Source organism: Pantoea sp. RCC30.1 (genome assembly GCF_058148845.1).
On the sequence record NZ_JBXUHX010000014.1, the window covers coordinates 104,796 to 129,279 of the forward strand.

Annotated in this window: 24 protein-coding genes; 11 read left to right on the plus strand and 13 right to left on the minus strand. The window is 55.8% G+C overall.

Going from position 1 to position 24,484, the window contains the following annotated elements; translation table 11 throughout:
* The first annotated feature begins 201 nt into the window (after positions 1-201).
* Together AC2LB6_RS14075 and AC2LB6_RS14080 are read left to right on the plus strand one after the other, a co-directional pair.
* Positions 202-1,455, plus strand: a complete 1,254-nt coding sequence (locus tag AC2LB6_RS14075; RefSeq protein WP_490093983.1) for a serine hydrolase domain-containing protein — start codon at positions 202-204, stop codon at positions 1,453-1,455.
* A gap of 132 nt (positions 1,456-1,587) precedes the next feature.
* Positions 1,588-2,103 carry an RcnB family protein gene (locus AC2LB6_RS14080; RefSeq protein ID WP_490093984.1) on the plus strand — a complete coding sequence of 172 codons (516 nt, stop codon included), beginning with the start codon at positions 1,588-1,590 and terminating at the stop codon, positions 2,101-2,103.
* A 34-nt stretch (positions 2,104-2,137) separates the two neighbouring features.
* On the opposite strand, the gene AC2LB6_RS14085 is transcribed toward AC2LB6_RS14080, so the two are convergent.
* The 4 genes from AC2LB6_RS14085 to AC2LB6_RS14100 all read right to left on the minus strand — a co-directional run bounded on the left by AC2LB6_RS14085 (position 2,138) and on the right by AC2LB6_RS14100 (position 5,704).
* Positions 2,138-3,250 (minus strand): NAD(P)/FAD-dependent oxidoreductase, encoded by a 1,113-nt coding sequence (locus AC2LB6_RS14085; protein WP_490093985.1) that lies wholly within the window; start codon positions 3,248-3,250, stop codon positions 2,138-2,140.
* Positions 3,251-3,269: 19 nt separating this feature from the next.
* Positions 3,270-4,031 carry an amino acid ABC transporter ATP-binding protein gene (locus AC2LB6_RS14090; RefSeq protein ID WP_490093986.1) on the minus strand — a complete coding sequence of 254 codons (762 nt, stop codon included), beginning with the start codon at positions 4,029-4,031 and terminating at the stop codon, positions 3,270-3,272.
* Positions 4,024-4,830, minus strand: a complete 807-nt coding sequence (locus AC2LB6_RS14095; protein ID WP_490093987.1) for an amino acid ABC transporter permease — start codon at positions 4,828-4,830, stop codon at positions 4,024-4,026. Before AC2LB6_RS14095 ends, AC2LB6_RS14090 begins: the two co-directional genes overlap by 8 nt.
* A gap of 61 nt (positions 4,831-4,891) precedes the next feature.
* A complete protein-coding gene (locus tag AC2LB6_RS14100; RefSeq protein WP_490093988.1) occupies positions 4,892-5,704 on the minus strand; it encodes an ABC transporter substrate-binding protein in 813 nt (270 codons plus the stop codon).
* A gap of 193 nt (positions 5,705-5,897) precedes the next feature.
* On the opposite strand from AC2LB6_RS14100, the gene AC2LB6_RS14105 reads away from it, so the two are divergent.
* Entirely contained in the window at positions 5,898-6,983 is a 1,086-nt protein-coding gene (locus AC2LB6_RS14105; protein WP_490093989.1) for a LacI family DNA-binding transcriptional regulator, read from the plus strand.
* 5 nt (positions 6,984-6,988) lie between these two features.
* Here the strand turns inward: AC2LB6_RS14105 and pdxR are convergent, their stop codons facing one another.
* Entirely contained in the window at positions 6,989-8,437 is a 1,449-nt protein-coding gene (gene pdxR, locus AC2LB6_RS14110; RefSeq protein WP_490093990.1) for a MocR-like pyridoxine biosynthesis transcription factor PdxR, read from the minus strand.
* A gap of 100 nt (positions 8,438-8,537) precedes the next feature.
* On the opposite strand from pdxR, the gene AC2LB6_RS14115 reads away from it, so the two are divergent.
* Positions 8,538-9,251: a GNAT family N-acetyltransferase gene (locus AC2LB6_RS14115; protein ID WP_490093991.1), complete on the plus strand. Its 714-nt coding sequence runs from the start codon at positions 8,538-8,540 to the stop codon at positions 9,249-9,251.
* A 13-nt stretch (positions 9,252-9,264) separates the two neighbouring features.
* On the opposite strand, the gene AC2LB6_RS14120 is transcribed toward AC2LB6_RS14115, so the two are convergent.
* The 3 genes from AC2LB6_RS14120 to AC2LB6_RS14130 all read right to left on the minus strand — a co-directional run bounded on the left by AC2LB6_RS14120 (position 9,265) and on the right by AC2LB6_RS14130 (position 12,851).
* The gene (locus AC2LB6_RS14120) at positions 9,265-9,726 is read right to left on the minus strand and encodes a hypothetical protein (RefSeq protein WP_490093992.1); all 462 of its coding nucleotides are present in this window, start codon (positions 9,724-9,726) and stop codon (positions 9,265-9,267) included.
* Between the two features lie 219 nt (positions 9,727-9,945).
* On the minus strand, positions 9,946-12,240 hold the full coding sequence (opgB, locus tag AC2LB6_RS14125) for a phosphatidylglycerol--membrane-oligosaccharide glycerophosphotransferase (RefSeq protein WP_490093993.1): 2,295 nt from the start codon (positions 12,238-12,240) through the stop codon (positions 9,946-9,948).
* Positions 12,241-12,461: 221 nt separating this feature from the next.
* Complete coding sequence (locus AC2LB6_RS14130; RefSeq protein WP_283546341.1) at positions 12,462-12,851, minus strand: tautomerase family protein; 390 nt, start codon at positions 12,849-12,851, stop codon at positions 12,462-12,464.
* Positions 12,852-12,953: 102 nt separating this feature from the next.
* On the opposite strand from AC2LB6_RS14130, the gene AC2LB6_RS14135 reads away from it, so the two are divergent.
* The gene (locus AC2LB6_RS14135; RefSeq protein WP_490094010.1) at positions 12,954-13,871 is read left to right on the plus strand and encodes a LysR substrate-binding domain-containing protein; all 918 of its coding nucleotides are present in this window, start codon (positions 12,954-12,956) and stop codon (positions 13,869-13,871) included.
* Here the strand turns inward: AC2LB6_RS14135 and AC2LB6_RS14140 are convergent.
* Positions 13,848-14,861, minus strand: a complete 1,014-nt coding sequence (locus tag AC2LB6_RS14140) for a glycosyltransferase family 32 protein (protein ID WP_490093994.1) — start codon at positions 14,859-14,861, stop codon at positions 13,848-13,850. The genes AC2LB6_RS14135 and AC2LB6_RS14140 overlap by 24 nt on opposite strands.
* Positions 14,862-15,365: 504 nt before the next feature.
* On the opposite strand from AC2LB6_RS14140, the gene AC2LB6_RS14145 reads away from it, so the two are divergent.
* A complete protein-coding gene (locus AC2LB6_RS14145; RefSeq protein WP_490093995.1) occupies positions 15,366-16,331 on the plus strand; it encodes a YncE family protein in 966 nt (321 codons plus the stop codon).
* On the opposite strand, the gene AC2LB6_RS14150 is transcribed toward AC2LB6_RS14145, so the two are convergent.
* Positions 16,313-16,867, minus strand: coding sequence for a histidine phosphatase family protein (locus AC2LB6_RS14150; RefSeq protein ID WP_490093996.1), 555 nt, complete (start codon positions 16,865-16,867; stop codon positions 16,313-16,315). The two genes, AC2LB6_RS14145 and AC2LB6_RS14150, sit on opposite strands and share 19 nt — an antisense overlap.
* Before the next feature lie 582 nt (positions 16,868-17,449).
* Here AC2LB6_RS14150 and AC2LB6_RS14155 point away from each other — a divergent pair.
* From AC2LB6_RS14155 to AC2LB6_RS14165, 3 genes are all read left to right on the plus strand, one after another.
* Complete coding sequence (locus AC2LB6_RS14155; protein ID WP_490093997.1) at positions 17,450-18,838, plus strand: MFS transporter; 1,389 nt, start codon at positions 17,450-17,452, stop codon at positions 18,836-18,838.
* Between the two features lie 86 nt (positions 18,839-18,924).
* Entirely contained in the window at positions 18,925-19,947 is a 1,023-nt protein-coding gene (locus AC2LB6_RS14160) for a LacI family DNA-binding transcriptional regulator (protein ID WP_490093998.1), read from the plus strand.
* A gap of 11 nt (positions 19,948-19,958) precedes the next feature.
* Positions 19,959-20,945: a nucleoside hydrolase gene (locus AC2LB6_RS14165; RefSeq protein WP_490093999.1), complete on the plus strand. Its 987-nt coding sequence runs from the start codon at positions 19,959-19,961 to the stop codon at positions 20,943-20,945.
* A 156-nt stretch (positions 20,946-21,101) separates the two neighbouring features.
* Here the strand turns inward: AC2LB6_RS14165 and AC2LB6_RS14170 are convergent, their stop codons facing one another.
* The 3 genes from AC2LB6_RS14170 to AC2LB6_RS14180 all read right to left on the minus strand — a co-directional run bounded on the left by AC2LB6_RS14170 (position 21,102) and on the right by AC2LB6_RS14180 (position 23,737).
* Positions 21,102-21,566 carry a YbaK/EbsC family protein gene (locus AC2LB6_RS14170; RefSeq protein ID WP_490094000.1) on the minus strand — a complete coding sequence of 155 codons (465 nt, stop codon included), beginning with the start codon at positions 21,564-21,566 and terminating at the stop codon, positions 21,102-21,104.
* Positions 21,567-21,660: 94 nt separating this feature from the next.
* Positions 21,661-22,455, minus strand: coding sequence for a siderophore-iron reductase FhuF (gene fhuF / locus AC2LB6_RS14175; protein ID WP_490094001.1), 795 nt, complete (start codon positions 22,453-22,455; stop codon positions 21,661-21,663).
* Positions 22,456-22,639: 184 nt separating this feature from the next.
* Positions 22,640-23,737, minus strand: coding sequence for a diguanylate cyclase (locus tag AC2LB6_RS14180; protein WP_490094002.1), 1,098 nt, complete (start codon positions 23,735-23,737; stop codon positions 22,640-22,642).
* A 63-nt stretch (positions 23,738-23,800) separates the two neighbouring features.
* Between AC2LB6_RS14180 and AC2LB6_RS14185 the strand changes: the two genes are divergently transcribed.
* Both AC2LB6_RS14185 and AC2LB6_RS14190 read left to right on the plus strand, forming a co-directional pair.
* Positions 23,801-23,965, plus strand: coding sequence for a hypothetical protein (locus AC2LB6_RS14185; protein WP_490094003.1), 165 nt, complete (start codon positions 23,801-23,803; stop codon positions 23,963-23,965).
* Between the two features lie 10 nt (positions 23,966-23,975).
* Entirely contained in the window at positions 23,976-24,260 is a 285-nt protein-coding gene (locus tag AC2LB6_RS14190) for a DUF1435 domain-containing protein (RefSeq protein ID WP_490094004.1), read from the plus strand.
* Positions 24,261-24,484: the final 224 nt, after the last annotated feature.

Genomic DNA, 24,484 nt, shown 5'->3' on the forward strand with positions numbered 1-24,484 from the left:
TGAGCCTTAAAACCGCAGCAGTGTACACCCTTGTGGGCCGCAACACAGCTAACCATCTTCGGGCGACACGCAGTGGCTAAACCGCGTTTAACACCACTTTAACCCTGTTATGCATGCGATAGCCTGCAGCACTTTATGGTACATTTTTGCGCTATTGCTGGGCTGCTGCGTATTAAATAAAATTAACCTAATGATTATTAAATGAAAAATGGATTTTCCGGCAGCCGGGCTGTTGTGCTATATCACAAACTGATTCCCCAGGCTGGTCAATGGATCGGCAGATTAATGACGCAATTCCTGCCAGCCGTGGTCTTCCTGCTGGCGGGCTGTGGAACCCTGTCGCAAACCTCCGCGCCGGTAGGCGACCGCGTTTATCTGACGCACCCCACCTTTCACGAAAATGTCGATGACATCGTGCAGCACTTCATGCAGCAGAAGCAGGTTCCCGGCATCAGCATTGCGGTGATTCATCGCGGCGGCCCGACCCGTTATTATCCATTCGGCGTCACCGATCGGGTGCATCGCTATCCGATTACGCCCGATACCCTGTTTGCGCTGGGCTCGCTGAGTAAAGGCGTGACGGCAGAAGTGATTATCCAGCTGGTGGATCAGGGCAAGCTGCACTGGAGCGATACCCTGGCGGATCTGCTGCCGAAAGATGTTCCTCTAAGTGCTGACGCGCGGCGCATCACGCTGCTGCAGCTGGTGACGCATACCTCGGGTCTGCCGCGTCAGGATATGGATTTGCCGATGCTGCTGCAGTTCGTTCATTATCTGCACACGGGCGAGAACTTCTATGGCAATCTCGACAGCGATAAATTGCTGAGTTATCTGGCGGATTTCACAGCACCTGCGGTACGCCTGCCACACTACTCCAACCTGGGCTATGCGCTGCTCGGTTTTATCGTGCGCACCCGTTTTCATCAGGACATTCAGACGCTGGCGTCACAGCTGATCTTCACGCCGTTAAAGATGAACCAGAGCAGCTTTGTGCCGGAAACGCTGGCGGGCTATCCGCTGCGTGCGCTGGGCCATGCAGGCGATCAGCCGAAATTTATCCGCCGTGGCACGCTGACGCCTGACTGGCATTTTCACGGCAACATGGTGGCCGCTGCCAGTCTTTACAGCAATGCGCGCGATCTGAGTGCCTATCTGCGCGCGCACCTCAATGCCACCGGTGATACGGCGCAGGATCGGGCTTTTGCGGCGGTGAACCAGCCGTGGTATCAGAAGGGCGCGCAGGTGCAGAATATCGCGTGGGTCACCGACACCATCGAAGGGCAGCAGATCACCTGGCAGGTGGGCTATATTGGCGGCTACGCCAGTTTTATCGGCTACGATAAACGTCACGGCAATGCGATTGTGGTACTGCAGAACGGCTTTAACTGGAGCAATTATTTAGGCATTGCGTTGTTGGTCGATCTGGCAACTCAGGATAAAGTGGTTCCACAGTGATCCGTTACCTGAGCTGTGTGCAGTAAAGTGAATAGCGCTGTTTTTCCTTACACATAGCATCAGCACACCGGAACTGAAGTGCGATAAAAATTGTCTTTAGCCTGACTGTCAAAATTCAACGTGGAAATCATTATGCGCAGGACTCAACGTGTACTTTTATCAATGGGATTACTGGTTGGCTCGCTGAGCCTGATCCCCGGTGTACAGGCCGCTGGCGAAGCAACGGATACCGTTCCGCCACCGCCGCAGATTCAGCCCGCTAATCCTGGTGCCCAGCCCGCTACGCCTGATACCGGCAGCGTTCAGCCGGACGCCGGTGCCGCGCAAATCCAGCCACAGACCAGCTCACAATCTAATGATGGCATTACGCCGACGACGCCGACTTCCCCGGCACCGTCCAACGGCTCGCGCCCTAATTACGAACTCAGCACCATCATCATCGACTACAAACAGTACAAAATCGGTGACATCGTGCCAGAGAAATACACCGATAAAACGTACACCATCACTGAATGGCAAAAGCGTAATCTGCCCGCTCCGCAGGCGGATACCCACTGGGCCTATATCAACGCCAACTACATTCTTATTACCAATGACACCGGCAAAATCGTCATGGGTAAATCGGGCGATATCTTCTTCCGTGGCTAAATAAAATCAGCCGGTCGCAATGACCGGCTTTTTTTTAGCTGAAACGCTCCGCACCAAAGCTTGCCAGCATCGGATGCTTCTCACCGCTTACGATCTCCTCCGCCAGTAATTCCCCGACAATCAGCGCCAGCGTTGCGCCCGAATGCGTGAACGCCACATAACAGCCCGGCACCTTCTGCAGTTGGCCCAGCACCGGATCGCCATCACCGGGAATCGGCTTCAGGCCGATTTTCCAGCTCTGGGCGCTGAGCGGCTCGCTGCCACGTAATAGCTTGCTCGCTTCGTCCGCCAGCTTCGCCACCACCTGCTTATCAATATGGTAACCGCCTCCGGCCAGCGGCTGGATATCTTCCTCGTACCAGTCATGATCCAGGGCGTAACGGTTGCCGGGGTTGGGCCGGATAGCGGCGCGTGGCGTGTTGAGCACCGCTTTGAGTTCATGTTTGCCTGGTTCAGTGATCACCAGCATGGAGACGGGCGAGCCGTTGGGGATCGATACGCCCAGTGGCGCAACCACATCCGGAGTCCAGGGGCCGCAGGCGACTACCACCGCATCTGCCCGCAGTTCACCCCGCTCACTGTGGATGCCGCAGGCACGGCCATGCTCGGTGATCACACTGGCTTTACCGGCGTGTTCTATCACTTCACCACCGCGCGCCCGGAACTGATTGATCAGATACTCTGTCAGGTGCGGCAGACTGACCCAGCCTTCACCGGGATTGAATATCGCCTGTGACGGCAGCGCATCGGGATCGATCGTCGCATCTGCCTGCGCCACGGTATCCGCGGTCATGAGTTGTGAGTCGTAGCCGTGTGCTTTTTCATAGGCATGCCGCGCCTGCGTTCCGGCCTCATCGTCGCTGAACCAACAGACCCCGCCATCAAAACGCAGCCAGTCGAGGTCAGGATGTTGAGCAAACAAGGTGCGATAGCGATCAATGCCCGCCATGCGCAGCGCGTGATAGGGCAGGGAGCGTTCACCCGCCGAGTTAAGCCACGACAGCGAACGTCCCGATGCCCCGGAACAGAGTGCGGCTTCTGTCACCAGCGTGACTGCGGCACCGCGTTTTGTCAGCTCCAGCGCCGTCGACACACCGATGACACCACCACCCAATACCACCACTTTCATTTCAGTTTTTACTGCCATTATCAGGTTCCTTACTCAGTTACAGCACTTCAGAGAGAAAACGTTGCAGCCGCGGTGACTGCGGTGCATCAAAAATGGCGCCCGGCGGCCCGGCTTCAACAATCTCGCCTTCGTCCATAAACACCACCTGATCCGCCACTTTGCGCGCAAAGCCCATTTCATGAGTCACCACTACCATCGTCATGCCGCGACGACAGAGATCCGCCATCAGCGTCAGGACACCTTTCACCAGTTCGGGATCGAGCGCGGAGGTCGCCTCGTCAAACAGCATGACCTCGGGATCCATCGCCAGCGCACGGGCAATCGCGACACGCTGCTGCTGGCCACCGGAGAGATCGCGAGGCCGGTGGTCCGCGCGCTGACCCAGTCCGACCTCTTCCAGCCGCTGACGCGCAATCGCCATCGCCTGCGCTTTGGGCAGCCCTTTGACCCGCCATGGGGCCAGCGCAACGTTCTCCAGCGCGCTGTGATCGGGGAAGAGATTGAAGTGCTGAAACACCATGCCAATCCGCAGCCGCAGCGCATCAGGCTTGTCGTGCAGCACGGATCGGTCAGCCAGCAGGACATCTCCGGATTGCGGCTCATGCAGCCGGTTGATGCCGCGCAGCAGCGTCGATTTACCCGAGCCGGATGGCCCGATGATGCAGGTGGTGCTGCCAGGCGCGACCCGCAAAGAGACTTTACGCAGTACTTCAATCGGGCCATAGGCCAGCGTCAGATCGCGCAGCTCCAGGCTGGCACCGTGCCAGGTCGCGGCAGTTGTGCTGTTCAGGTTATTCATGGTTGCCTCCGATGCGGGGATGCGTGATCAGTGCGCCGCTGGGCGGCCTGACTTCATCCACCTCTTTTAAGCCGCTTTGCGGAGCCGTCAGGCGACGGCGACCAGTGCGATAACGCACATCGACATAGTTGACCATGTGCGTCAGCGGCACGGTGATGATCAGATAGAACAGCCCGGCCAGCATCAGGGGCGAGAGATTGCCGGTGAGTACCGCCGCATCCTGACCCACTCGGAACAGCTCCCGCTGCTGGGTCATCAGGCCCAGTAAATAGACCAGCGAGGAATCTTTGATGATGGCGATAAACTGGTTAACGATGGCGGGCAGCACGCGACGGATCCCCTGCGGGATCACCACCAGTCGCATTGCCCGTCCATAACTCATCCCCAGCGCGCGGCAGGCTTCCATCTGGCCGCGTTCAACACTCTGAATACCTGCGCGGAAAATCTCGCCCATATAGGCGCTGGCGATCAGGCTAAGCGCGAAGATCCCCAGCGGGTAGGGTGTCGGACCGAACAGCTGATAGCTGAATCGCGCCAGGCCCTGACCAATCAGAAGAATGGTCAGAATAGAGGGCAGACCGCGAAACAGATCGGTATAGAGCCGGGCAGGCAGTCGCAGCCAGCGTGAGGGCGAGATGCCCATCAGCGCCAGCAGAAGACCAAACAGCGTGCCGAGCAGCGTTGCCGCCAGTGAGATAATCACCGTGTTGACCAGTCCGGTGGACAGCATCTGCGGCAGCACTTCCATCATTGATGGAAAATCAAAGAAGGTGCGGGAAAGAATTGTGAGCAAGTCCATCGCCGTCTCCATGCAGGGCGGGGGGTTCCCCGGTTAACTCAGGACGCGAACGTCCGCCTCTTTACTGGCCGCCAGGCAGATACTGTTTTGGCATCGGCGATCCGGGGAACCACTTCTCATAGAGCCGTTGCCAGGTGCCATCCTGCATGGCGGCTTTGATGGCCTTGTCCAGCGCGGCCTTGAAGGCGGGCTTGCCTTTGGCAATGGCAATACCGGCCGGTGCATCAAACGAGGGGATGTCGGCGGCAGAGACCAGCCTGAAGCGTTCGGCATAGCTTTTTGCCGCCTCATAGTCGAGGAAGATGGCGTCTAGCGTGCCGTTGTTGAGTGCGGAAACGGCGCTGTTGTTATCCGGGAAGCGGACGAGATCGGTCTGTGTGAAGTGTTCAACGGCATAGCTCTCCTGCAGCGTGCCCTGAACGACGCCAAGCCGGTGTTTCGTCAGGCTGGCGACATTCTTCACGCCGCTGTCAGCGCGGGTGAGAATGGTGAGAAATCCCGCCAGATAGCCGGTCGAAAAGTCGACCGTCTTTTCACGCGCCGGGGTGATGCCGATAGCCGCTACCGCCGCGTCATACTGACCGTTGGCCACGGCTGGCATAATCGCCGAGAAGTCCTGACCAATAAAATCGACCTTATCGATCCCGATTCGGTGGGCGACATCTTTGAAGAATTCGACGTCAAAGCCGGTGAACTGACCGCTGGCATCCGTGAAGGTATAGGGTTTTGAGTCGCCGACGCTGGCGATGCGTAGCTGACCCGGTTCGATCAGCCCATAGGGATTGTTATCGCTGGCTGCCAGCGTACAGAACGACAGTGAACAGAGTGCGAGCAGGGTGCCGAGCAGGGTGCCCAGGGGGGTTTGCGATTTCATAGCTCATCCGTTTTTGCAGGTTTAAACATCAGAGACTGTTGAGCCAGCGATTATAATTGAGACCGGTCTCAACACAGGTTGCACCTTAAGACGTTGGCATTGTGAGACCGGTCTCAAGGGGTTACAATGAGTTTAAGCACAGCCTTTTTTCGGCGTCAATATTCCTGTCATCAACCTGTGATTCAAAATAATTATGACGAGTCAGAAACGACAATCGAAAGCGCCTACCGTGGCGGATGTGGCACGCGTAGCAAAAGTCTCTAAAGCTCAGGCGGCGCGTGCGCTGGGAGGCTATGGGGCGGTCAGTGATGAAGTGCAGGAGCGGGTCAACAGCGCCGCCACCGCGCTGGGCTACCGTCTGAATGCTCTGGCCCGCAGCATGAACACAGGACGTTCCAATACCATTGGAGTGATTGTGGGCGATATCGAAAATCCCCACTTTGGCCTGGCGCTGCGCGGCATGGCCGATGTGGCGCGTACGGCCGGTTACCATCTGCTGCTCAGTAACAGCGATGAAAAGCTGCAGGCTGAGCAGGATGCGGTGCGGGTGATGCTGGAAAAGCGGGTTGATGGCATTATCGTTGCGCCCTGCTGTTCAGAGCACCATCTCAACAGTCACCTGACTCAGGTACTGGAAGAGGGCAGAGCACTGAAATTGTTTGATCGCGCAGTTAATGATCTTGATGTGGAGGCGATCTGCTGCGAATTTACTGATGTCGCCGCAGAAGCCACCGCCCGGTTACTGGAGGCCGGCCACCGCCATATCGCCTATATCACCAGTATGGCACTGGCAACCGACTACAGCACGCCAGGCGATTTTGGCCTGACGCCAGTCGCCCAGCGCGTCGGCGGCATGATGCAGGCCTTTGCCGCCGCGGGTGTGGAATTTGATCCGACGCTGGTGAAAGTGAACGCGCTGGATGAAGTGGAAATCGCCCGTATCGTGGCCGAGTTGTGGCAGCGTCCGCAGCCTCCCACGGCGCTGGTTGCCTCTGACAGCGTGGTCGCGATGTGGCTGCTGCGTGAAGTGACGCAGCGCGGACTGCGAATCCCTGCCGATCTCTCATTTGTTATGTATGACAATTTTCCGTGGAGTGAGATTGTCACCCCGCCGCTGACGGTGGTGGCGCAGCCGGTGTATGAGATGGGCCGTGAAGCAGCACAACGCCTGATTGCGGAGATACGCGGCGAAGCCGTCGGGCCGATGCCGCGCTTTGATGCCCGTCTGATGATCCGCCAGTCGATTGCCGCACCGGCCAGCCTCATCAGCGCGAAATGATCACGTTAGCCGGGCCAGCCAAGTAACCGACTTAGCTGGCGTGTGGCTGCGGTAATCTGTGTGTCGCTGCAGTTACCATATCCAATAACCAGCCCCTGCTGCACCGGTTCAGTCAGATAGAAGGTCGAGAGGGCACCAGGCGCATAGCCAGCCTGGAGCAGTTTGCGGGTAATGGCGACGTCATCCCGATGAGGCTCGAGTGGCAGCACCAGATGCATACCGCTGTCACCGCCCAGCAACGAAATCGCCTGACCCGCAGCCCGCTGCAGTTCGGTTCGCAGTAGTGCCTGTCGCTGACGATAGAGACGACGCATTTTGCCCAGATGGCGACGATAGTCACCATTGAGAATAAAACGGGTCAGCGCCTGCTGCTCCGGACGGTTTCCGCCGCGCAGGATTTGATGCAGTGCCGGTTGCAGACGCTTGACCAGCGGCGCGGGCAGCACCATAAAACCGATACGCAGCGCAGGGAACAGGGTCTTGCTGAATGAGCCGAGATAGATAACCGGGGCATTATCGGTCATGCCCTGCATCGCCATAATGGGCTCGCCGTGATAATGAAAGTCGCCATCATAATCATCTTCAATAATCCAGGCCTGGTGCTGCTGCGCGGCGGCAATCAGCGCCAGACGTCGGGCCGCGCTCATCACTGCTCCGGTGGGATACTGATGAGTAGGCGTCGTATAAATCAGACGGGGCGGAGCCTGTTTCCAGTGTCCCGGCTCGGGGGCCATTCCCTGGTCATCGGTGGGGATCGGGACGATGTTAAGCTCTCCGGCCTGCAGAGCCGATTTGGCATTGCGATAACCCGGCTCTTCAATCCAGCCATGATCGCCCGGATTACTCAGCAGGGCGACACATAGCGTAAGCGCCTGCTGCACACCGTCAGTAATCACAATCTGTCCGGCGTCACAACGTACACCGCGCGTGATACGCAACTGTTGCGCCAGTACGGTACGCAACTCTGCTTCGCCAAACGGATCGCCATAGCCGAGCAGCTGCGGTGGCGCGTAACTCATCACCTGACTCAGCGCCCGGCGCCATGCCGCCATCGGGAAGTGGTTCAGGGCGGGTATGCCTGGACGCAGGGGCAATGAGCCAGTGTCGACCCAATGGCTCTGCTGAAAGGGCTCAATCCGTTTTGCCAGTGACCAGCTGGCTAACGAGTCGTCATCCGCCTGCGTTGCAGGCAAAGCCAGTGAGCTGATGCGGCTGCCTTGCCGATCGCTCGTCAGATAGCCCTCAGCCTGTAGCTGTGTCCAGACGTTCAGCACGGTATTCCGCGAAACCTGTAGCTCAAGTGCCAACTGTCGAGTAGCCGGTAACATCGCACCGGCAGCAAGCTGACCCTGCAAAATGCCCTGCTTTATCCGCTGATAAAGTTGCTGCTGCAGCGTTGTCCCGGCGGCTGGTATCAATGGAGCCAGCAGCAAAGAGGGGATCTGTGGCTTCATCGTCTGCTCCCGTGGATCTATCATTTTTCATGATTGTGGTACTTTTTAACCCACCATGATAGTGGCAATCTGCGGATATCATCTGCAGCCGGGAGGCGATATGTCACAACTTCAGAATCAATACGGTCAGCCGGTCGGTCAGTCTTTACCTGACTGGCAGCCCCGTCCTTTACCGCAGCATCAGATTTTTACCGGCGAGGCGTGTCGGCTGGAGCCGTACAGCGTGGCACGGCATAGCGATGCCCTGTCTGATGCGTGGTCACTGGCTGAGGATGGGCGAGACTGGACCTATATGTTTATGGGGCCATTTGATGACCGGCAGGCGTTTCAGGATTATGCAAAGCAGCTGGAAGCCAGTCGTGACCCGCTACATTTCGCCGTGATCGATCTCGCTACGGAGCAGGCGGTGGGCAGCCTGTCGTTGATGCGTATCCAGCCTGAACATGGCGTGATGGAAGTCGGGCATGTCACGTTTTCGCCCCGGCTGAAGCAGACCCGCATGGCGACGGAAGCGCATTTTCTTCTGATGCGTTACGCTTTTGAAACCCTGGGCTATCGCCGCTATGAATGGAAATGTGACAGCTGCAATGCGCCTTCCCGTAAGGCCGCGGCCCGCCTCGGTTTCCGTTATGAAGGCGATTTCCGCCAGGCTATCATCTATAAAGGCCGTTCACGTGACACCAGCTGGTTCTCGATTATCGATAGCGAATGGCCGGAGGTGAAAAAGGGCCTTCAGCGCTGGCTGGCGGAGGATAACTTTACCGCCGACGGTCAGCAGCGCGAGAAGCTGGAGGCGCTGCGCGACAGACCCTGATTGAGTTATGGCATCAAAGTAAAATATCTTTCAGGACCGCCACCAGCAGGGTGGTGGTCATGAGGATGGATAACCGTTTGAGCCAGCGCATATCGGTGGTCAGGGTCACAACGTCATTTCTGAGGCTGTCGACAGCGCCAGTTAATCGGAAATTCATTTCACTGAGCATAACTTCCATCTTATCCACTTTGATTTCCAGGTGATTAAAACGGATGGCCAGTTTGTCGGTTTTTCTTTCAACATGGCCGAGCCGCTCGTCGATCTGATTGACTTTTGTGGTGAGATAGCCGAGCCGCTCGTCGATCTGATCCACTTTTATCCGGAGCTGACCGAGCTGCTTCCCGACCTGTGTGCCTGGCTGCCTCTGCTGCATATCGGTAAAGACCTCCACCATCGCCTCCGCTTGCTGATCGTCGATTCCTGCCTGTTGCAGAGCTTTAAAGGCTTTGTGGGTACTCATCATGGCGCTTGTCATCCTGACATCTCCCTGTGTACTTCGGCGATAACGGTATCATGACAGGCAAAAAGCGTATCACCACTCAGTCGGTTGTATTTTGCGCGCCTTTCCGAAAAATATCAATTAGTACAACAAGTAACGTGCAGGCGAGTGCGAGCTGTCTCGCAACATGTCGCCGAGGGCAGGATGAGGTGCCTCTGCGGTAATCCGCAGAGGCGTGAAGAGAAAAAACGGGAGTTAAGGCTGTGGCACGATTTTAATTTCAACCATGCCGATACCCAGTTTGCGCGGATCCTGACCGGTGATATTGCCGGTGTTGCTCAGCTGCGGTTCAGGTGGTGCAATCACCAGACGATGGCTGGCGCCTGGGTTGTCGAAATGCAGGGTATGTGTCGATATCTCTTCACCCAGAGACAGCAGCTGCTGCTGCTGGTCGCCGACCCGAACCGGAATCGCGCGGTGTGCGTTGGGGCCATATGCGCGCGCGGTGATCACCAGATCGAACTTCGCGGGCAGCGCATCGACATAGTCGATATGCACTTCTGGTGCGAGATTGGCGTTGGACCAGCGCCCCCAGCTCTCTGGCCGTGAGATGCCACTGAAGCTTTTAACGTTCTCCGGCGCGCCAGGCACGTCGAGCCGGAAGCTGTCTGCGCTGTAGCGAATGTTGTTATCTTCAATACGGATCTGCGCCAGGTTCTGCTGGTAACGCGCATCGCTGACGGCGCCGTCCGGGAACTGCACTTTGCCTTTCCACTGAGGTTTGTCGACGTGCGTCACCGACGGCGTACCGCCGAGCTGCCCCATCGCCACACAGAGATCGCCGGAGAGGGCCAGCGAAGGCTGCCAGAGTCGCGCCATTTTAAAACAGCGATCGACCCAGAGGAATTTATCGGCTGAGGCGAAATCGGCCAGTTGATAGCGCAGCGGGGCCGAATATTCTCCTTCCGGCATCGGCTCCACATGCTTATCGCTGATACTGAACAGAATCGGCAATTTAAAGGTGGTGCCTGAGAAGCTGAAAGTATTCTTCGCCTGATCCACCGTGAAGTTGTCTATTTTCTTCGGGAAGTTCCACAGCTGGATGATGTCGGGTTTCCAGCTCGTCACCTTGCTCTTCATATCGTCGAACTGGGTGGAGAGTGATAGAGAGGAGAGGCTGCTGCGGCCCAGGCCAATCGCATTGTCACCGCCGAGAATATCCAGCAGCGTGGCGCCATTATCCAGCGTGCTGCGCTTCGCCTCCATCAGCTCCGCCTGCGGTTTATCGCCACGGATCACCATGAACAGATTGCGACGTGGCTGTTTTACCAGCCACGGATGCGCCGTGTTGTTCATCGCCAGATGATCGGAGCTGACCACAATCACGGTGTTTTTGAACCAGGGCGACGCTTTAATGCGCGTAATCAGGCGCGCCACGTGCTCCTGCGAGCAGGCGACCGCACTGAAGGACTGGTTCGGTTTGCCCTCAATGCTGTAGCTCCTGCGATCGCAGCTGCGTGAGATAAATCCGTCAGGATGATGAGTGTCGACGGTCAGCGTAAACAGCGCAAAAGGTTTACCGGCTTTAGAGAGTTCCTGATACTTCTCAAAGACTTCATCCAGTACCGTATCGTCGTAATAGCCCCAGTTATTGCGGTAAGCAGTATCGGCAACGCGGCTTTTCAGCTCCTGCGAACCATATAGATTTTCGGGATCGAAACCGTGTGATTTCAGGAAAACATCTTTACCGGCAAAACGCAGATCGGCACCCTGAATAAACCAGTTCTGGTAGCCGGAGTTTTTCAGGATGTCGCCCAGACAGACGTTTTGCGGATAGAAGCTGGAGAGCGACGCCGACGCATTACCGTCAAACGGGGCAAACAGCGGAATGCCGCACTGTGAGGCAACCATGCCCGCAATGGTGTAATCGGTACCTGGCAGTTGTTCGGTTTCGCTGAAGTCGATGCTCTGCTCTTTCTGCCGGTTCAGTTCGGGCGCTAAGCCAGGAAAGGCGATAGGGTCAAAATAGGTGCGCTCTAAGCTTTCACCATAGATGTAAACCACGTTGAGGCGCGGCTGTTCAATGCGATTACGCGGCACTTTATAGAAGTTGTCGAAGTCAGAATCTGCCAGTTGGGTATGCGACACAATCAGGGTCGCGACCTGGCGAAAGGCTGGGGTGGTCTGCACCGAGCCGAGTGCGCAGGCGGCCGCCAGCAGCGACCAGCCCATGTGATGGGGACGCTTACGCCGACGCAGAATCCACGACAGCAGGCAGAACAGCAGAAACAGTACGATGATCAGCCCAATCGCGGGCACCACATATTTACTGACGCCCGCACCGGTCAGGCTATTGGTCAGGGTATAGAGCACCGCATCGTTGATGCCGTCACCGGTAAAATAGTTGCTGGCATAGAGGGTGGCGTTCAGCACAACGAAAAGCACCAGCAGGATAAGAACAATAATAAACCAGTATTTGTTACGCCCGGCTTTACAGGAATAAATAGCAATAGCGGCCAGAAACAATGCGACGGACACCAATTCGGACAACGGCAAATCCTCTCTTCAGGGTTACGCGAGGCTTCACGCAACCGGCCACCTTCGGGGGATGGTTTTTCGACAATCTATATTGGCTGTAATCCGGCTGCAACATATCCGGCCCGATTTGTGCGGTGAAGAGCAGATTGGTTTATTGTCATTTCAGAAGTGAGGTTATCAGGCGTGACGGTGGCTGGCGCGCACCGTCAGCAGAACAGATGTCCGGGCATTTTTCAGAGTTTGCCGGTGAGGTATTGTGCTTCGCCGTCGGCAAAACTCCAGTCACCTTTGTCGTTGGTGATAAAACTGATCATTAAATCGTTGCCCTGCACACCACAATGCTCCCGCAGTTCCCGCGCCAGCTCCGCCATAAACCGCTGTTTCTGCTCGCTGCTGCGTGGGCTGGTATAGACCCGCACCATCACCAGATTGTCGCTGCGGGTGAATCCCAGCCCGGTATCCTGAAACACCATCTGGTAACGCTTGTTTTCCTGAACAATCTGGTAGCGGTCACGCTCAGGCACGTTAAAGGCCGTAAGCACGGCGCGGTGTGCCGCATCCAGCAGTGTACGTAGTTCTGATTCTGAACGACCCTGAATAACATCAAATTGCAGCAGTGGCATAGCGAGCTCCTCACAGTGATTAATGACTCTATAGTGAAGACTTTATCCGCCAGGAAAAAGCGCGTAGCCTGAAATGATTATTCACTATAGTGAACAATTATGATGAAAGAGATGAAAACGGATGCGCTGTGGGATCATCTGCACTGGCTGACCGTTCTGGCCGAGCAGGGCAGTTTTACCCGCGCAGCTGAGCGGCTCGACGTCAGCAAGGCTGCGATGAGTCAGAAAATCAAAGAGCTGGAAGAGATGGCGGGTGTATTGCTGGTACAGCGTACCACGCGCAGCGTGCGGCTGACGTCAGCGGGTGAGAAGCTGGTAGAGGAGCTGCGCGAACCTTTTGCCCGCATCGAACAGAGCTTTTTCAGCGTGCGCGATACCGCCGGGCCGGTGCGTGGCCTGGTGCGAATTACCGCGCCAGTGGCGTTTGCCCGTCAGCAACTGGTGCCAATTATCGGTGAGTTTCTGCGTGACTATCCGCAGGTGCGTCTGCAACTGGAAGTGACCGACCGCATCGCGTCACTGAGTAGCGAGGGATTTGATCTGGCGATTCGTCACAGTGACACGCTACCGGAAACGCACGTGGCGCTACCGCTGTGCGACACCCGGACGTTGCTGGTGGCCTCACCCGCTTATCTCAACCAGCAGGGTGTGCCGCAGTCGCCGCAGGATCTGTCGCAGCATAACTGCCTTTACTACCCACGCGGTGTCGAATCACCGCGCTGGCGGTTTGCCACCACTGCGGATAGCGAACAGGTCCAGGTACGGATTCAAGGCAGCTTTGCCACTAACAACAGCGAGTCGATACGCGATGCGGCCCTGCAGGGATTAGGGATCGCTATGCTGCCCGATTTCAGCGCCCGGGAGGCGCTGGCAGCGGGGTCATTGCAGCAGGTGTTGCCTGCGTGGCAGCCAGTTGAGGCCTTTGCCGCCCGTCTATGGATCGTCCGGCCGTGGGCGGCGCAGGTGCCACGCGCGGTCACCACGTTCACGCACTGGCTACGCGCGCGCTTTGACCGCTGATGGCAATGCCAGCGCAGGCGGTGCGGTCTGCATCATCTCGCCAATCAGGCTGCTGCGGTTATACAAACCCAGCCGCAGATTGAAGTCGAGATGCAGCCTCTCGTTGCCGGTTAGTTTGATAATCGGTGGCGGCGTCTGTGGTCGCTGATGGAACATCACGGACTGCGCAAAGGCGCTGCTGCTGTCGGCGTGCAGGCGCTGATAATACCAGGCACTGGCTTCACCTTTACGCAGATAGAGATTAGCCCGCCGGTGTTCGCGCATCGCCACCTGCTGCGCCAGCGACAGGAGCTGACGTGACGGATTCTCCATATTCTGTACAATCAGCGAAAAATCATCACGCTTCTTCAGCTCATGGAAATAGTTGCGGATACCGACGTTTTTAACCGGAGCCAGTTGTTTCAGCCATTCACGAATAAACGGGTTTTGCGGCGGCGCGGCAAGAAACCAGCTCTCAATGACCGGCGCAAGCAGGTTCTGCGTCGATTGCTCGCGGTAGTAACCGATGATATCCATTGACCGCGCTTCGTGAACGCGATGCACCCAGGCGAGATCTTCAAACAGCAGGGTGCTGCAGTCGATGCCGATACCACCATAACGGTGAATCAGCTCAAGCCGGATGATTTCACTTTTATGTGCCAGCGTCAGATCGGAAGAGATAAAGTTGAGTTCGGGCAGCCACTGCGACAGTGTGCGCTGCGTGATCAGATAAACCTGGTGGTCGGGGTTGTCCCGCCGGATTTTACTGATATTCAGCGCCATCGAGGTCGGCAGATGATCGTTATGCCAGACCATCCAGACAATTTTTGGAATCTCTGGCAAATTTTTCTGCTGCGCAACTAATACGATATTATCTTCCTGCCCCGGATCATATTCCGGTGCCTGACAGAGTCTCTGCTGTTTCTTATTCCATAACATCTGGCTACTGAACGATATTCTTTTCCAGTTACGCCAGATTTTATGCGCTGGACGTTTGCGATGTGAAGTCATGGTACACCTGTTATTTTTATTTTCCCGTCATCGTGCAGGCTCTGCACGTTCCGCCAGAGGCGGGAACGGCCGGGATTGCAGAGTGGCTGCAATCCCGATGAGTGCGGGAATTAATGAATAGTTTTCCCTGGTGGCGACGCAGTGCTTAAGTGCGCGATAGTTTCCTCACGGCTGTTTAATTGCACTGCACCTTTTTAATAAAACATTATTTACACATTAGCTATATCTTTTTTCGACTTTAGGATAATACGGAAACAATCCGGTCATGTTATGGAAATAATAATATCGCTGCTGTTAATCATTTATTTAAATGCGACGGAATCCAGTATTAAGGAATATCTGAATATCATGCTGCGCAGGGGGGTTAGCGTGCGGTATGGACCACGGCAGCCGTGAATATTGTGCTTAATGCGTGGCGTAAGCCCGGCTCATCAATCCGCGGAATCAGACAGCCCGAAGAGGATTGTCTACGCTTAAGAAGAACTTACTGAGAAAGGAGCGCGCATGCAGAGTGAATCCTACGGTTTACTGGCGGTAGATAAGCAGGGCAATCGCGTCCTGTTTCTTAATCCGGAAACCTTCGCGGTCGAGCGGGAACTGAACGCTTTTCCACCGCGACCGCATGAACTCCTGATACTGGCCCAATGGGGTAAAGCCTATGTGCCCATTTATGGCGACGGCGTTCATGGTAATAACCCGCATCCGGGGCATAAAGTGGCGGTCATTGATTTACAACGTCGTGAGATCAGCGGCTTTATCGATCTGTCACCGCTGCGGGCACCACACAGCGGACAGCTGGGCCGCGATGGCAAAGTCTATCTCTGCTGTGAGCAAAGTGCTGCCGTGGCGGTGATCGATCCGCAGACCGACAAAGTAGAAAAAATCATCCCGATTCCTTCTCATAACGCGCATCGCCTGACGCTGTCACCCAGCGGCCGCAAGCTCTTCACCGATAACGAAGAGGATGCCACTATCACCGTGGTGGATCTCTGTGAAGCGGAGGGGCGGGTGATCGATACCATCCTGCTGCCCGGCCCGATTGCGGGCATTGCTGCCTCACCGAAACATCCTTACCTGGTCGCCAGCGCTGCTGACGCGCCGTTGCTCTATTTGATCGATCGACAGAGCCACCGCATTCGTCAGCGCATCACGCTGCCGGGTCATCAGCAGCCCTGTCAGGTGGTTCGCTTCAGCGCCGATGGCGAACAGCTGGTGGCAATCGGGGATCAGGAACCGCTGGTGACACTGTTTGACGATCTGCTGAATCCGCTTGGTGATATCAGCGTAGGCAACATGCCGATGGATGGCTGCTTCACGCCAGACAGGCAACAGCTGCTGATTGCCAATCAGGATGATGGCACGCTGAGTGTGATCGATCTGGCGCAGCGTAAAGTGATTGCTACGCCGCGTGTCGGAACAGGCTGTGAAGTGCTGGGCTATTTTCCGATCGGTCAGATAAACGGACGATGATAGATCGCAGTGCTCCAGTGGCGGCTGCTGGCGTGCTTCTCCGCCTGCCAGCCGCGTTTACGTAATTCGCGCGCAATCATCTTATTCATGATGCCGTGGCCCAACAGCAGCACCGTGCCTTGCTGTGAGTGCTCTATCAGCTTCTCTGCCGCCGCCGAAGCGCGGCTGCGCGCATGTTGCAGCGACTCCGCGTCGCCCGCATAACCGCAGAGCCATAACAGCCGCAGCAGCGCCAGCCAGCATAGGGTCGGCAGCTGCACCGCGCCGGTTCGCAGCAGCGGTACGGCGACTTCGCTGAACAGCGCATCAACCTCATGGGGCTGCAGACCGAGCTGGCTCAGGGAGGATTGCGCGCGGGGCAGGGGACTGCAGACAATAAACGTGGCCTGACGGGCTATTTCGATGCTGCGCGGCGGCGGTCCGTCACTGACCTGTGACAGATCGTAGGCTTCGCACCAGTCAGCCAATGCCTGCACGCTCTGGCGACCCCCCGCCTGGTGGTCAGGTTTACCGTGTCGCATCAGAATAATTTTCATAGCATCTCTGTCCGCTCTTTTTGTCAGGGTAACGCATTGCCCACGCTTACCGCGACTTTTCAGAATAAACAGGAAGTGTCATCTGCAGGTAACCGACGTGTGCGACAACATAACGTGATGAAAGGATCGTTGTCCCTCTTATCTCGCTTAATGATTAGAGAAAATGGTAACTTACCGCTGTGTGTGACTTTTTTTTGTGCGACATGATGCTGTTAACTGGCTGAATTCGCGCTAAAAATGTGTGGTGACGGAATGTGATAGTGAAGCTTTTCTAACAATTTTCGCCAGAATCTATTGATTTATCTACGCGCGTAGATACACTGGGACCCAGTGATTACTCACGGTGCCCGACGCACAGTAGACTCCATTGATAGTTAAGTTACATTCGCTCAGTTTAAGCGACCGATGAAAAATACATCGGCGAAATGGGGCGAAGAACAAGATTCCAACACCAGGGAATCCTTTAACCTTTCATCATGGTTAGCCAACTGAACGTCGCCACCGGGGGAATTCCGCTTTCATCAGGGGATTGACCCATGGAGGGGCGTTTATCAATCTGCATACTCATTCAGGGATAGGGTTATGACGGCACAAAACTCCGTTAAGCAGCAGGCATCACTGTCATCCACTTCTGCCGCCGATGAGCGGTTTAACACCTCCTCAGGCCGCAAAGATTTCTGGCGCGCCACTTTCTCATGCTGGCTCGGAACGGCAATGGAGTACGCAGATTTTGCGCTCTATGGCCTGGCTGCCGGTATCATTTTTGGTGACGTCTTCTTTCCGGAATCAACCCCGACCATGGCACTGCTCTCCAGCTTTGCTACCTGGTCAGTCGGCTTTGTTGCCCGGCCTATTGGCGCACTCTTTTTCGGCTGGCTGGGCGACCGCAAAGGCCGAAAGGTAGTGATGATCTCCACCATCATTCTGATGGGTGCTTCCACAACGTTTATCGGCTTAATACCGAGCTATGCCTCTATTGGCGTCTGGGCGCCTGCCTGTCTGGTGCTGTTGCGCTTTACGCAGGGTTTCGGCGCTGGCGCGGAGTTGTCGGGCGGCACGGTGATGCTGGGTGAATATGCGCCGACAGAGCGCCGCGGACTGGTCTCTTCCGTGATTGCGCTGGGTTCCAACAGCGGCACACTGCTGGCATCGCTGGTCTGGCTGTTGGTGGTGCAGATGGATCAGCAGAGCCTGCTGGAGTGGGGCTGGCGTATCCCCTTCCTCAGCAGTGCGCTGATTGCACTGGTTGCGCTGTGGATTCGACGTCACCTGCGTGAAACGCCGGTGTTTGAGCGCAGGAAAGCGGAGATGGAAGCAGAACGTGCCGGCGTACTGGCTACCCCGGTGGTCGATCAACGGCCTTTCTTCCAGCGTACCCGCGCCTTCTGGACCATGGTTGGCCTGCGTATCGGCGAAAACGGCCCTTCCTATCTGGCTCAGGGCTTCATCGTCGGTTACGTCGCTAAGGTGCTGATGGTTGATAAGTATGTTCCGACTACCGCCGTATTCCTCGCCTCGCTGCTGGGTTTCCTGATCATTCCATTAGCGGGCTGGCTTTCTGACCGTTTTGGTCGCCGGATCGTTTATCGCGTCTTCTGTCTGTTACTGATGTTCTACGCCTGGCCTGCCTTTACGCTGCTGGACACGCGTGAACCGATCCTGGTGATCCCGGTTATCGTGGTTGGTATGGCACTGGCGTCATTGGGTATTTTTGGGGTGCAGGCAGCATGGGGCGTGGAGATGTTCGGCGTTCACCATCGCTACACCAAAATGGCGGTAGCGAAAGAACTGGGCTCGATTTTGTCCGGTGGTACCGCACCGCTTGTTGCCGCTGCTATGCTTTCTTATACCGGTCACTGGTGGCCGATTGCGGTCTACTTCTCGGCCATGGCCGCCATTGGATTCTTTACCACCTTTGTTGCTCCTGAGACGCGAGGGCGGAATCTCAATCTGCCTGAAGATGCCATCTAGATTTGCCTGAGGATGACATCTGCCAGGAGAGAGCGACAAGCAGCAGGCCGTGTAAAGCGGCCTGTTTTTTTATGGAGGAACGCGATGTGCCTAAGTCGTTAACGGGAAAAGCGACCCGCAGTGAAGTTGCGAAAGCGGCAGGCACCTCAGTGGCAGTTGTCAGTTATGTCATTAATAACGGGCCTCGTCCGGTCGCCGATGCAACCCGTCAGCGGGTACTGGAGGCAATTAAAGCGACCGGTTACCGGCCTAATGCGGCAGCACGCGCACTGGCATCCGGTAACACCAAAACCTTTGGACTGGTGGTGCCCAACATCGGCAATCCTTTTGTGGCCTCAATGGCGCACGTGCTGTTGCAGGAGTCGATGAATCACGGCCACGTCATGCTGCTGGGGGATGCCGGAGATGACCGCAAGCGCGAACTGGAGTTAATTCAGGGACTGCTTAACCGGCAGGTGGATGGACTGTTTTACAACAGCGTCGATCGCCATCCTTACATAGATTTGATTAAAGCCAGCGGTACGCCGCTGGTCATGCTGGAGCGGGTTGAGCCTCAGCCGGGCGTTAACATGCTGCGGGTCAATGAGCGTCAGGCCGCCTGGCAGGTGACGGCGCATCTGCTTAGTCACGGATATCAGCAGGTCGGCATCATCAGTGGCCCGGTCGATATGCTCAACGCGCAGGATCGTATTCAGGGCTGGCGTGATGCCATGCAGGATCGTGGCCTGCCGATTGATGAATCGCTGATGTTCCCCGCCAGCTACACCCCACAGGGCGGCTACGAGGCGGCTCAAACTATGATCGCCCGGGGTTGTGTGCCGCGAGCGCTGTTTACCAGCAACGAAGGTCAGGCGATTGGCGCACTTCGCGCCTTTTCCGAACATCAGATCCGTGTGCCGCAGGATGTGGCGCTGGTCTGCTTTAACGGGACCAATCACTCATCGTTTCATGTCCCGACATTAACCACCGTACGCCAGCCACTGCGTGAAATGGCCCGCTCTGCGATTCAGATGTTGAAAGAGGGAGAGAGCAAAGCGCAATTAAAGGAGTTTCCACACTATCTTGAAATCGGTGAATCCTGCGGCTGTCAGCCGCAAAGCCAGAGTTAACTTATAAAAATATGAAAAGAATCATTATTGACTGCGATCCCGGCAACGGTATCGCGGGTGCCAACACCGATGATGGGCTGGCGATTGCGCTGGCCTTAGCTTCACCTGCACTGTCGCTGGAATTAATCACCATCGTGGCGGGTAACACGCCATGTGAAGTGGGGGCGCGCGTTGCCAAAGATCTGATCGTCCGGCTGGGATTATCTATCCCGGTCGTACAGGGTGCGACGCAGGCGCTTCAGGAAGATCCTGCGCCGTGGCGCGAAACGCTGGATAACCGGGTCAACCAGCTGGCACTGGGTAAACTGTGGCAGGATGTGCGCCAGCCCGCAGATATCCCGGCGGATGCGTTTGATGCGGCTGACGCTATCGGCAAATTGATTTGCGACAATCCGGGCGAGATCACCCTGGTGGCGATTGGCCCGCTGACGAATGTGGCGCTGGCGATGCAGCGCTATCCCGCCATGGCAGACTCTGTGGCGGAGATTGTGATCATGGGGGGCGTGTTTACGCTGGATGATTATATCAAGGACACCAATTTTGGTCTGGATCCAGAGGCGGCGCATCAGGTTTTGCACAGCGGTGCGTCCGTGACGCTGGTACCGATGGATGTCACCACGCAGACGCTGCTGACCCAGCAGGATTTGACCCGCCTTACCGCCGTCGATCATCCGCTGACTGATTTTGTGCGCGAAACGCTGCGTCCGTGGATCGACTATTCGATGGAGACGCGTCAGCTGGCAGGATGCTGGATCCATGATGCGATGGTGGTGGCCTGGCTGCTGAATCAGCGCGTCGCGTCAGGCACCGATTATCGGGTTGATATCGAACTTCGTCCCGGTGCGACGCGCGGTAAAAGCTGGCGTTTTCGTCACCCTCTTCGGCTCACTGTCGGGGTGCCTGAACACTGTGGCGCATCAGTGCATGTGCTGCATCGTGTCGATAATACGGTGCTGTTGTCGATCATCGAAGAAGCATTTAAACGCCTGAAATCCTGAGACTCCGGGCGATTAACCCGCCAGCCTGGGCTACGCCGGGTCATTTCCATGATGCGGCGATGGCCATCAAGGCGGAGAAACGCTGTCAGATGATCAGCAGCATCAGGGCACGGTCAGAAGTTGCAGGTGCTGGCCTGGGTGAGCAAATGCAAAGCATTAAATCGTTTCGCACACGTCGATCCAGCGGGCGTTAGTCAGTTCAGCCATCTGCTGTGGCGAAATACGGACGGCGCTGTGGATAGCGCCAGCGGCGGGTAACACTTCGTCGAAGCTGCGCAGTGAGACATCACAGTAAACGGTCAGCGGATTTTCCAGTCCGAACGGACAGACGCCACCCACCGGATGGCCGGTCCAGTTAATCACCTCGTCTACGCTTAGCATCCGCGCTTTCGCGCCTAGCGCCGCTTTCAGCTTGCGATTATCCAGCCGGGCATCGCCGCGTGTCACAATCAGCACTACGTCGTTTTTCACTTTCAGTGACAGGGTTTTGGCAATCTCTCCTGGCGTCACGCCATGGGCGCGCGCAGCCATTCCGACCGTTGCAGTGCTTTCTGCCAGTTCAATAATTTCAATTTCAGGGGCGTGTTCGGCAAAGAACTGGCGCACGGACTCCAGACTCATCTTTCTCTCCAGGCTGATCGAAGGCGTAAAAATTGCCACAAGCCCCAGTGCCTGTAAACGAGATAAACGGAGAATTCGACGTAATTAAGTCTGTTTAGCTGCCGCTCAGGGTGCAGTTGCCGCATTGTTCGACATCAGGAATGCGATAACGCTGGCAACAGCTGCGACGGACCAGTTCGCCATTCCGCGGGATCATGGTGCGGTAGAGTGGGTTTTCGCTGCCATCCAGCAGTCGCTGGTTAAAGAACAGCGACTGCTCCAGTTGCAGCACCAGCATCTCATCAACCTGGCTTTTCAGCTCACCGAGGAACCACTGGAACGAGTAGCCCATATTGTTCCAGATGAGTCGGGCGTTGATATCACCATGCTGCGTAATACCATTAACCACCGGGATCAGATGCTGCTGAATTAGCCGATCAATACGTTGCTGAGGGTTAAGATAGCGCGCTTCTTCATCCTCCTGCACATCAATCCAGAACGTGGCCGGATGGCCATTCTCATGAAACCCGACACGAATATGCTCTGGCGAGCAGTCCAGCGCGCGTGACTCCTGCAACAACGCCATGATCAGCGGTGGCAGCAGCAGGCCAAAATACCATTGCGCCCAGAGTGACAGCACCGGCTTGGCTTCACGAACCGCATCAGGATGATCGCGATAGAGATAATTACTGTAACGCTGGATGAGCGGGGCAAAGGCCTCTGATTGTGACCAGGCAGCGAGAGTCTGCGTGTCGCGCGGAGCAGACTGGCTAAATTTAGTAGAATCAAGGAGATAGCTACGCTGTTGCTGCAGCCGCTCGTGCAGACTTTCCGCCAGTGGACGGTCATTCTGCCGGAAGATCATCGACTGAGCGTTGAAACGCTGTTCCTGAGCTGAAACGGTTGCCATGACGACTCGCGAAAAGTGTAGATAAGAAAGCAAATGATAATCGTTATTGATTAACTCTACAAGTCGCGTAAAAAATCGTCGCTGCTGGCGGGAAAATGGCAGGCGTTAAGATTTGTTATCTGACCGGATCGAGCGGCAAAGAGGCGGGCTTAGCGCGGTTGAGCATCGACCGTGTCAGGCTGAATCAGGCATGTTCGCTGGCAGTCTGATGCTGTTTTCGGGGTAAGTCTTCCCAGGCAAGAATGGTATTCCGGCCCTGATTCTTAGCCACATACAATGCGCTGTCCGCATTGGCGACTGCCAGATCAAAGTCATTATCGTAAATAGGCGCGATACCCGCGCTGATGGTGACGTGGGTTGAAACGGTTTCATTGAAAAGATGGGGGATTTCTAAATCCAGCACATACTGACGGATTCGCTCTGCCAGTTTCATGGCAATGGAGCTGTTCACATTGGTCATCAGCACCAGAAACTCTTCGCCGCCATAGCGGGTAACGACATCGCGCGAACGCACCGCATCTCGAATAGCCACAGAGACCCGTGCCAGCGCCTGGTCGCCCATCGCATGCCCATAATTGTCGTTGTAGGCCTTGAAGTGATCGATATCCAGCAGCAGTACATAATGGCTGCCAGCGTGGTTTTCCAGAATATTATCGAGCCGGTTCTTCAGGCCACGACGATTATAAAGGCCGGTCAGCGGATCAAGCATGCTGAGATCGCTGAAGGTCTCTTTCTCTTCGTAAAGCTGATGCATCAGTCGCCGGGTAAAGTTATCGGCACGACGGCGCATCAGATGCTGGAGTGAGAAACCAATCAGCGGCAGGGTAATGGTCAGCAGGATCAGCGGCAGATGTTGCGCATTGTCGAGTAGTAATACAGTGAGTACGGGTGGGGCGACATGCAGACAAAAGGCCCCCAGATAATCGCTCAGGGCAATGGCACTGATAAATAACACACTGATCAAACTGATAATAAGATAGCCGCCATCGAAATAGAATACCTGATGAAAGCGATAATTAATGTGCCACGCCCAGAGCATTCCCAGTACCAGCGCCACAGGATTTAAAAGTGGGAGTTTTACTTTAGGCAATATTAAATGGGTAATTAGAATTACACCGCTAAAAGCCGCGACGCATATTACCGGCAGGGTGGTATCGCTTGTCTCTTTGTTCATTATTGGCAGAAGATAAAATAGCGAAACGGCGATATTTAAAAACAGAAAAAGCATCACTGAAAGCCGGTATTTACTTTGTTTCAGTTCTTCATATGATTGTAATTTCATTATAAATACTCGTGACGACCCTGAAATACCAAAGCGCAAGCCGGCATAAAGCATAAAGAGGGTATGCCAGACAGTGAGCAAATTATTGCTGGTGCGGTTATTAAAGGTGTTATCGGCCGCAATCTAGCATTTTCCAACCGGTCTGTCATCTTCGTTGCCGGGCGTGACAAAAACAGGCTGCAAGGCGGGCAAAACTATCATATGATAATGGGAATGCTTATCATTTGAGGTTGGCGTCATGGGGATAGCGATTATCGCGGCCTGCGGCCTGTGGGGAGTCAGTTGGGCACTGGGTAAAAAACTGGATAGCGCGTGGGGTGTTTTGCTGCCGTGTGTTGCGCTGCCGCTGTTCGCCTTATGGGAACCGAGTTTCAGCCAGTGGCGGCTGGTAATGACGGTTGCGCTGCTGCTGACGGTCGTGATGCTGTTTAACCAGCGTCTGCGCCATTATCTGCTGCTGCCATCGTGTCTGGCATTAGCGGGTGGACTGGCAGCGGTCTCTGTGAATTTTCATCTGATTTAATACAGGCGGAAAGGGTTAAAACGGGTGTGCAGGTCGAAGCGACTGCAAAACGTAATGTAACCGGGAAAACTAAACTGAGCAGGGGATAAAACGAATCTGCAATGGAAGCAGAAGAGACGAGCGGGAAAAACCTGGGGATGACAACGTTGGTGCGAAGAGAGGGACTTGAACCCTCACGTCCGTTAAGACACTAACACCTGAAGCTAGCGCGTCTACCAATTCCG

Bases quoted from the DNA above. Each gene is read 5' to 3' on its own strand.
- AC2LB6_RS14075 (WP_490093983.1), top strand. From the start codon at position 202: ATGAAAAATGGATTTTCCGGCAGCCGGGCTGTTGTGCTATATCACAAA.
- AC2LB6_RS14105 (WP_490093989.1), top strand. From the start codon at position 5,898: ATGACGAGTCAGAAACGACAATCGAAAGCGCCTACCGTGGCGGATGTG.
- AC2LB6_RS14145 (WP_490093995.1), top strand. From the start codon at position 15,366: ATGCAGAGTGAATCCTACGGTTTACTGGCGGTAGATAAGCAGGGCAAT.
- AC2LB6_RS14115 (WP_490093991.1), top strand. From the start codon at position 8,538: ATGTCACAACTTCAGAATCAATACGGTCAGCCGGTCGGTCAGTCTTTA.
- AC2LB6_RS14090 (WP_490093986.1), bottom strand. From the start codon at position 4,031: ATGAATAACCTGAACAGCACAACTGCCGCGACCTGGCACGGTGCCAGC.
- AC2LB6_RS14180 (WP_490094002.1), bottom strand. From the start codon at position 23,737: ATGAAATTACAATCATATGAAGAACTGAAACAAAGTAAATACCGGCTT.
- AC2LB6_RS14170 (WP_490094000.1), bottom strand. From the start codon at position 21,566: ATGAGTCTGGAGTCCGTGCGCCAGTTCTTTGCCGAACACGCCCCTGAA.
- AC2LB6_RS14150 (WP_490093996.1), bottom strand. From the start codon at position 16,867: ATGAAAATTATTCTGATGCGACACGGTAAACCTGACCACCAGGCGGGG.
- fhuF (WP_490094001.1), bottom strand. From the start codon at position 22,455: ATGGCAACCGTTTCAGCTCAGGAACAGCGTTTCAACGCTCAGTCGATG.
- pdxR (WP_490093990.1), bottom strand. From the start codon at position 8,437: ATGAAGCCACAGATCCCCTCTTTGCTGCTGGCTCCATTGATACCAGCC.
- AC2LB6_RS14155 (WP_490093997.1), top strand. From the start codon at position 17,450: ATGACGGCACAAAACTCCGTTAAGCAGCAGGCATCACTGTCATCCACT.
- AC2LB6_RS14135 (WP_490094010.1), top strand. From the start codon at position 12,954: ATGAAAGAGATGAAAACGGATGCGCTGTGGGATCATCTGCACTGGCTG.
- AC2LB6_RS14095 (WP_490093987.1), bottom strand. From the start codon at position 4,830: ATGGACTTGCTCACAATTCTTTCCCGCACCTTCTTTGATTTTCCATCA.
- AC2LB6_RS14130 (WP_283546341.1), bottom strand. From the start codon at position 12,851: ATGCCACTGCTGCAATTTGATGTTATTCAGGGTCGTTCAGAATCAGAA.
- AC2LB6_RS14140 (WP_490093994.1), bottom strand. From the start codon at position 14,861: ATGACTTCACATCGCAAACGTCCAGCGCATAAAATCTGGCGTAACTGG.
- AC2LB6_RS14080 (WP_490093984.1), top strand. From the start codon at position 1,588: ATGCGCAGGACTCAACGTGTACTTTTATCAATGGGATTACTGGTTGGC.
- AC2LB6_RS14120 (WP_490093992.1), bottom strand. From the start codon at position 9,726: ATGACAAGCGCCATGATGAGTACCCACAAAGCCTTTAAAGCTCTGCAA.
- AC2LB6_RS14190 (WP_490094004.1), top strand. From the start codon at position 23,976: ATGGGGATAGCGATTATCGCGGCCTGCGGCCTGTGGGGAGTCAGTTGG.
- AC2LB6_RS14100 (WP_490093988.1), bottom strand. From the start codon at position 5,704: ATGAAATCGCAAACCCCCCTGGGCACCCTGCTCGGCACCCTGCTCGCA.
- AC2LB6_RS14165 (WP_490093999.1), top strand. From the start codon at position 19,959: ATGAAAAGAATCATTATTGACTGCGATCCCGGCAACGGTATCGCGGGT.
- AC2LB6_RS14185 (WP_490094003.1), top strand. From the start codon at position 23,801: ATGCCAGACAGTGAGCAAATTATTGCTGGTGCGGTTATTAAAGGTGTT.
- AC2LB6_RS14085 (WP_490093985.1), bottom strand. From the start codon at position 3,250: ATGGCAGTAAAAACTGAAATGAAAGTGGTGGTATTGGGTGGTGGTGTC.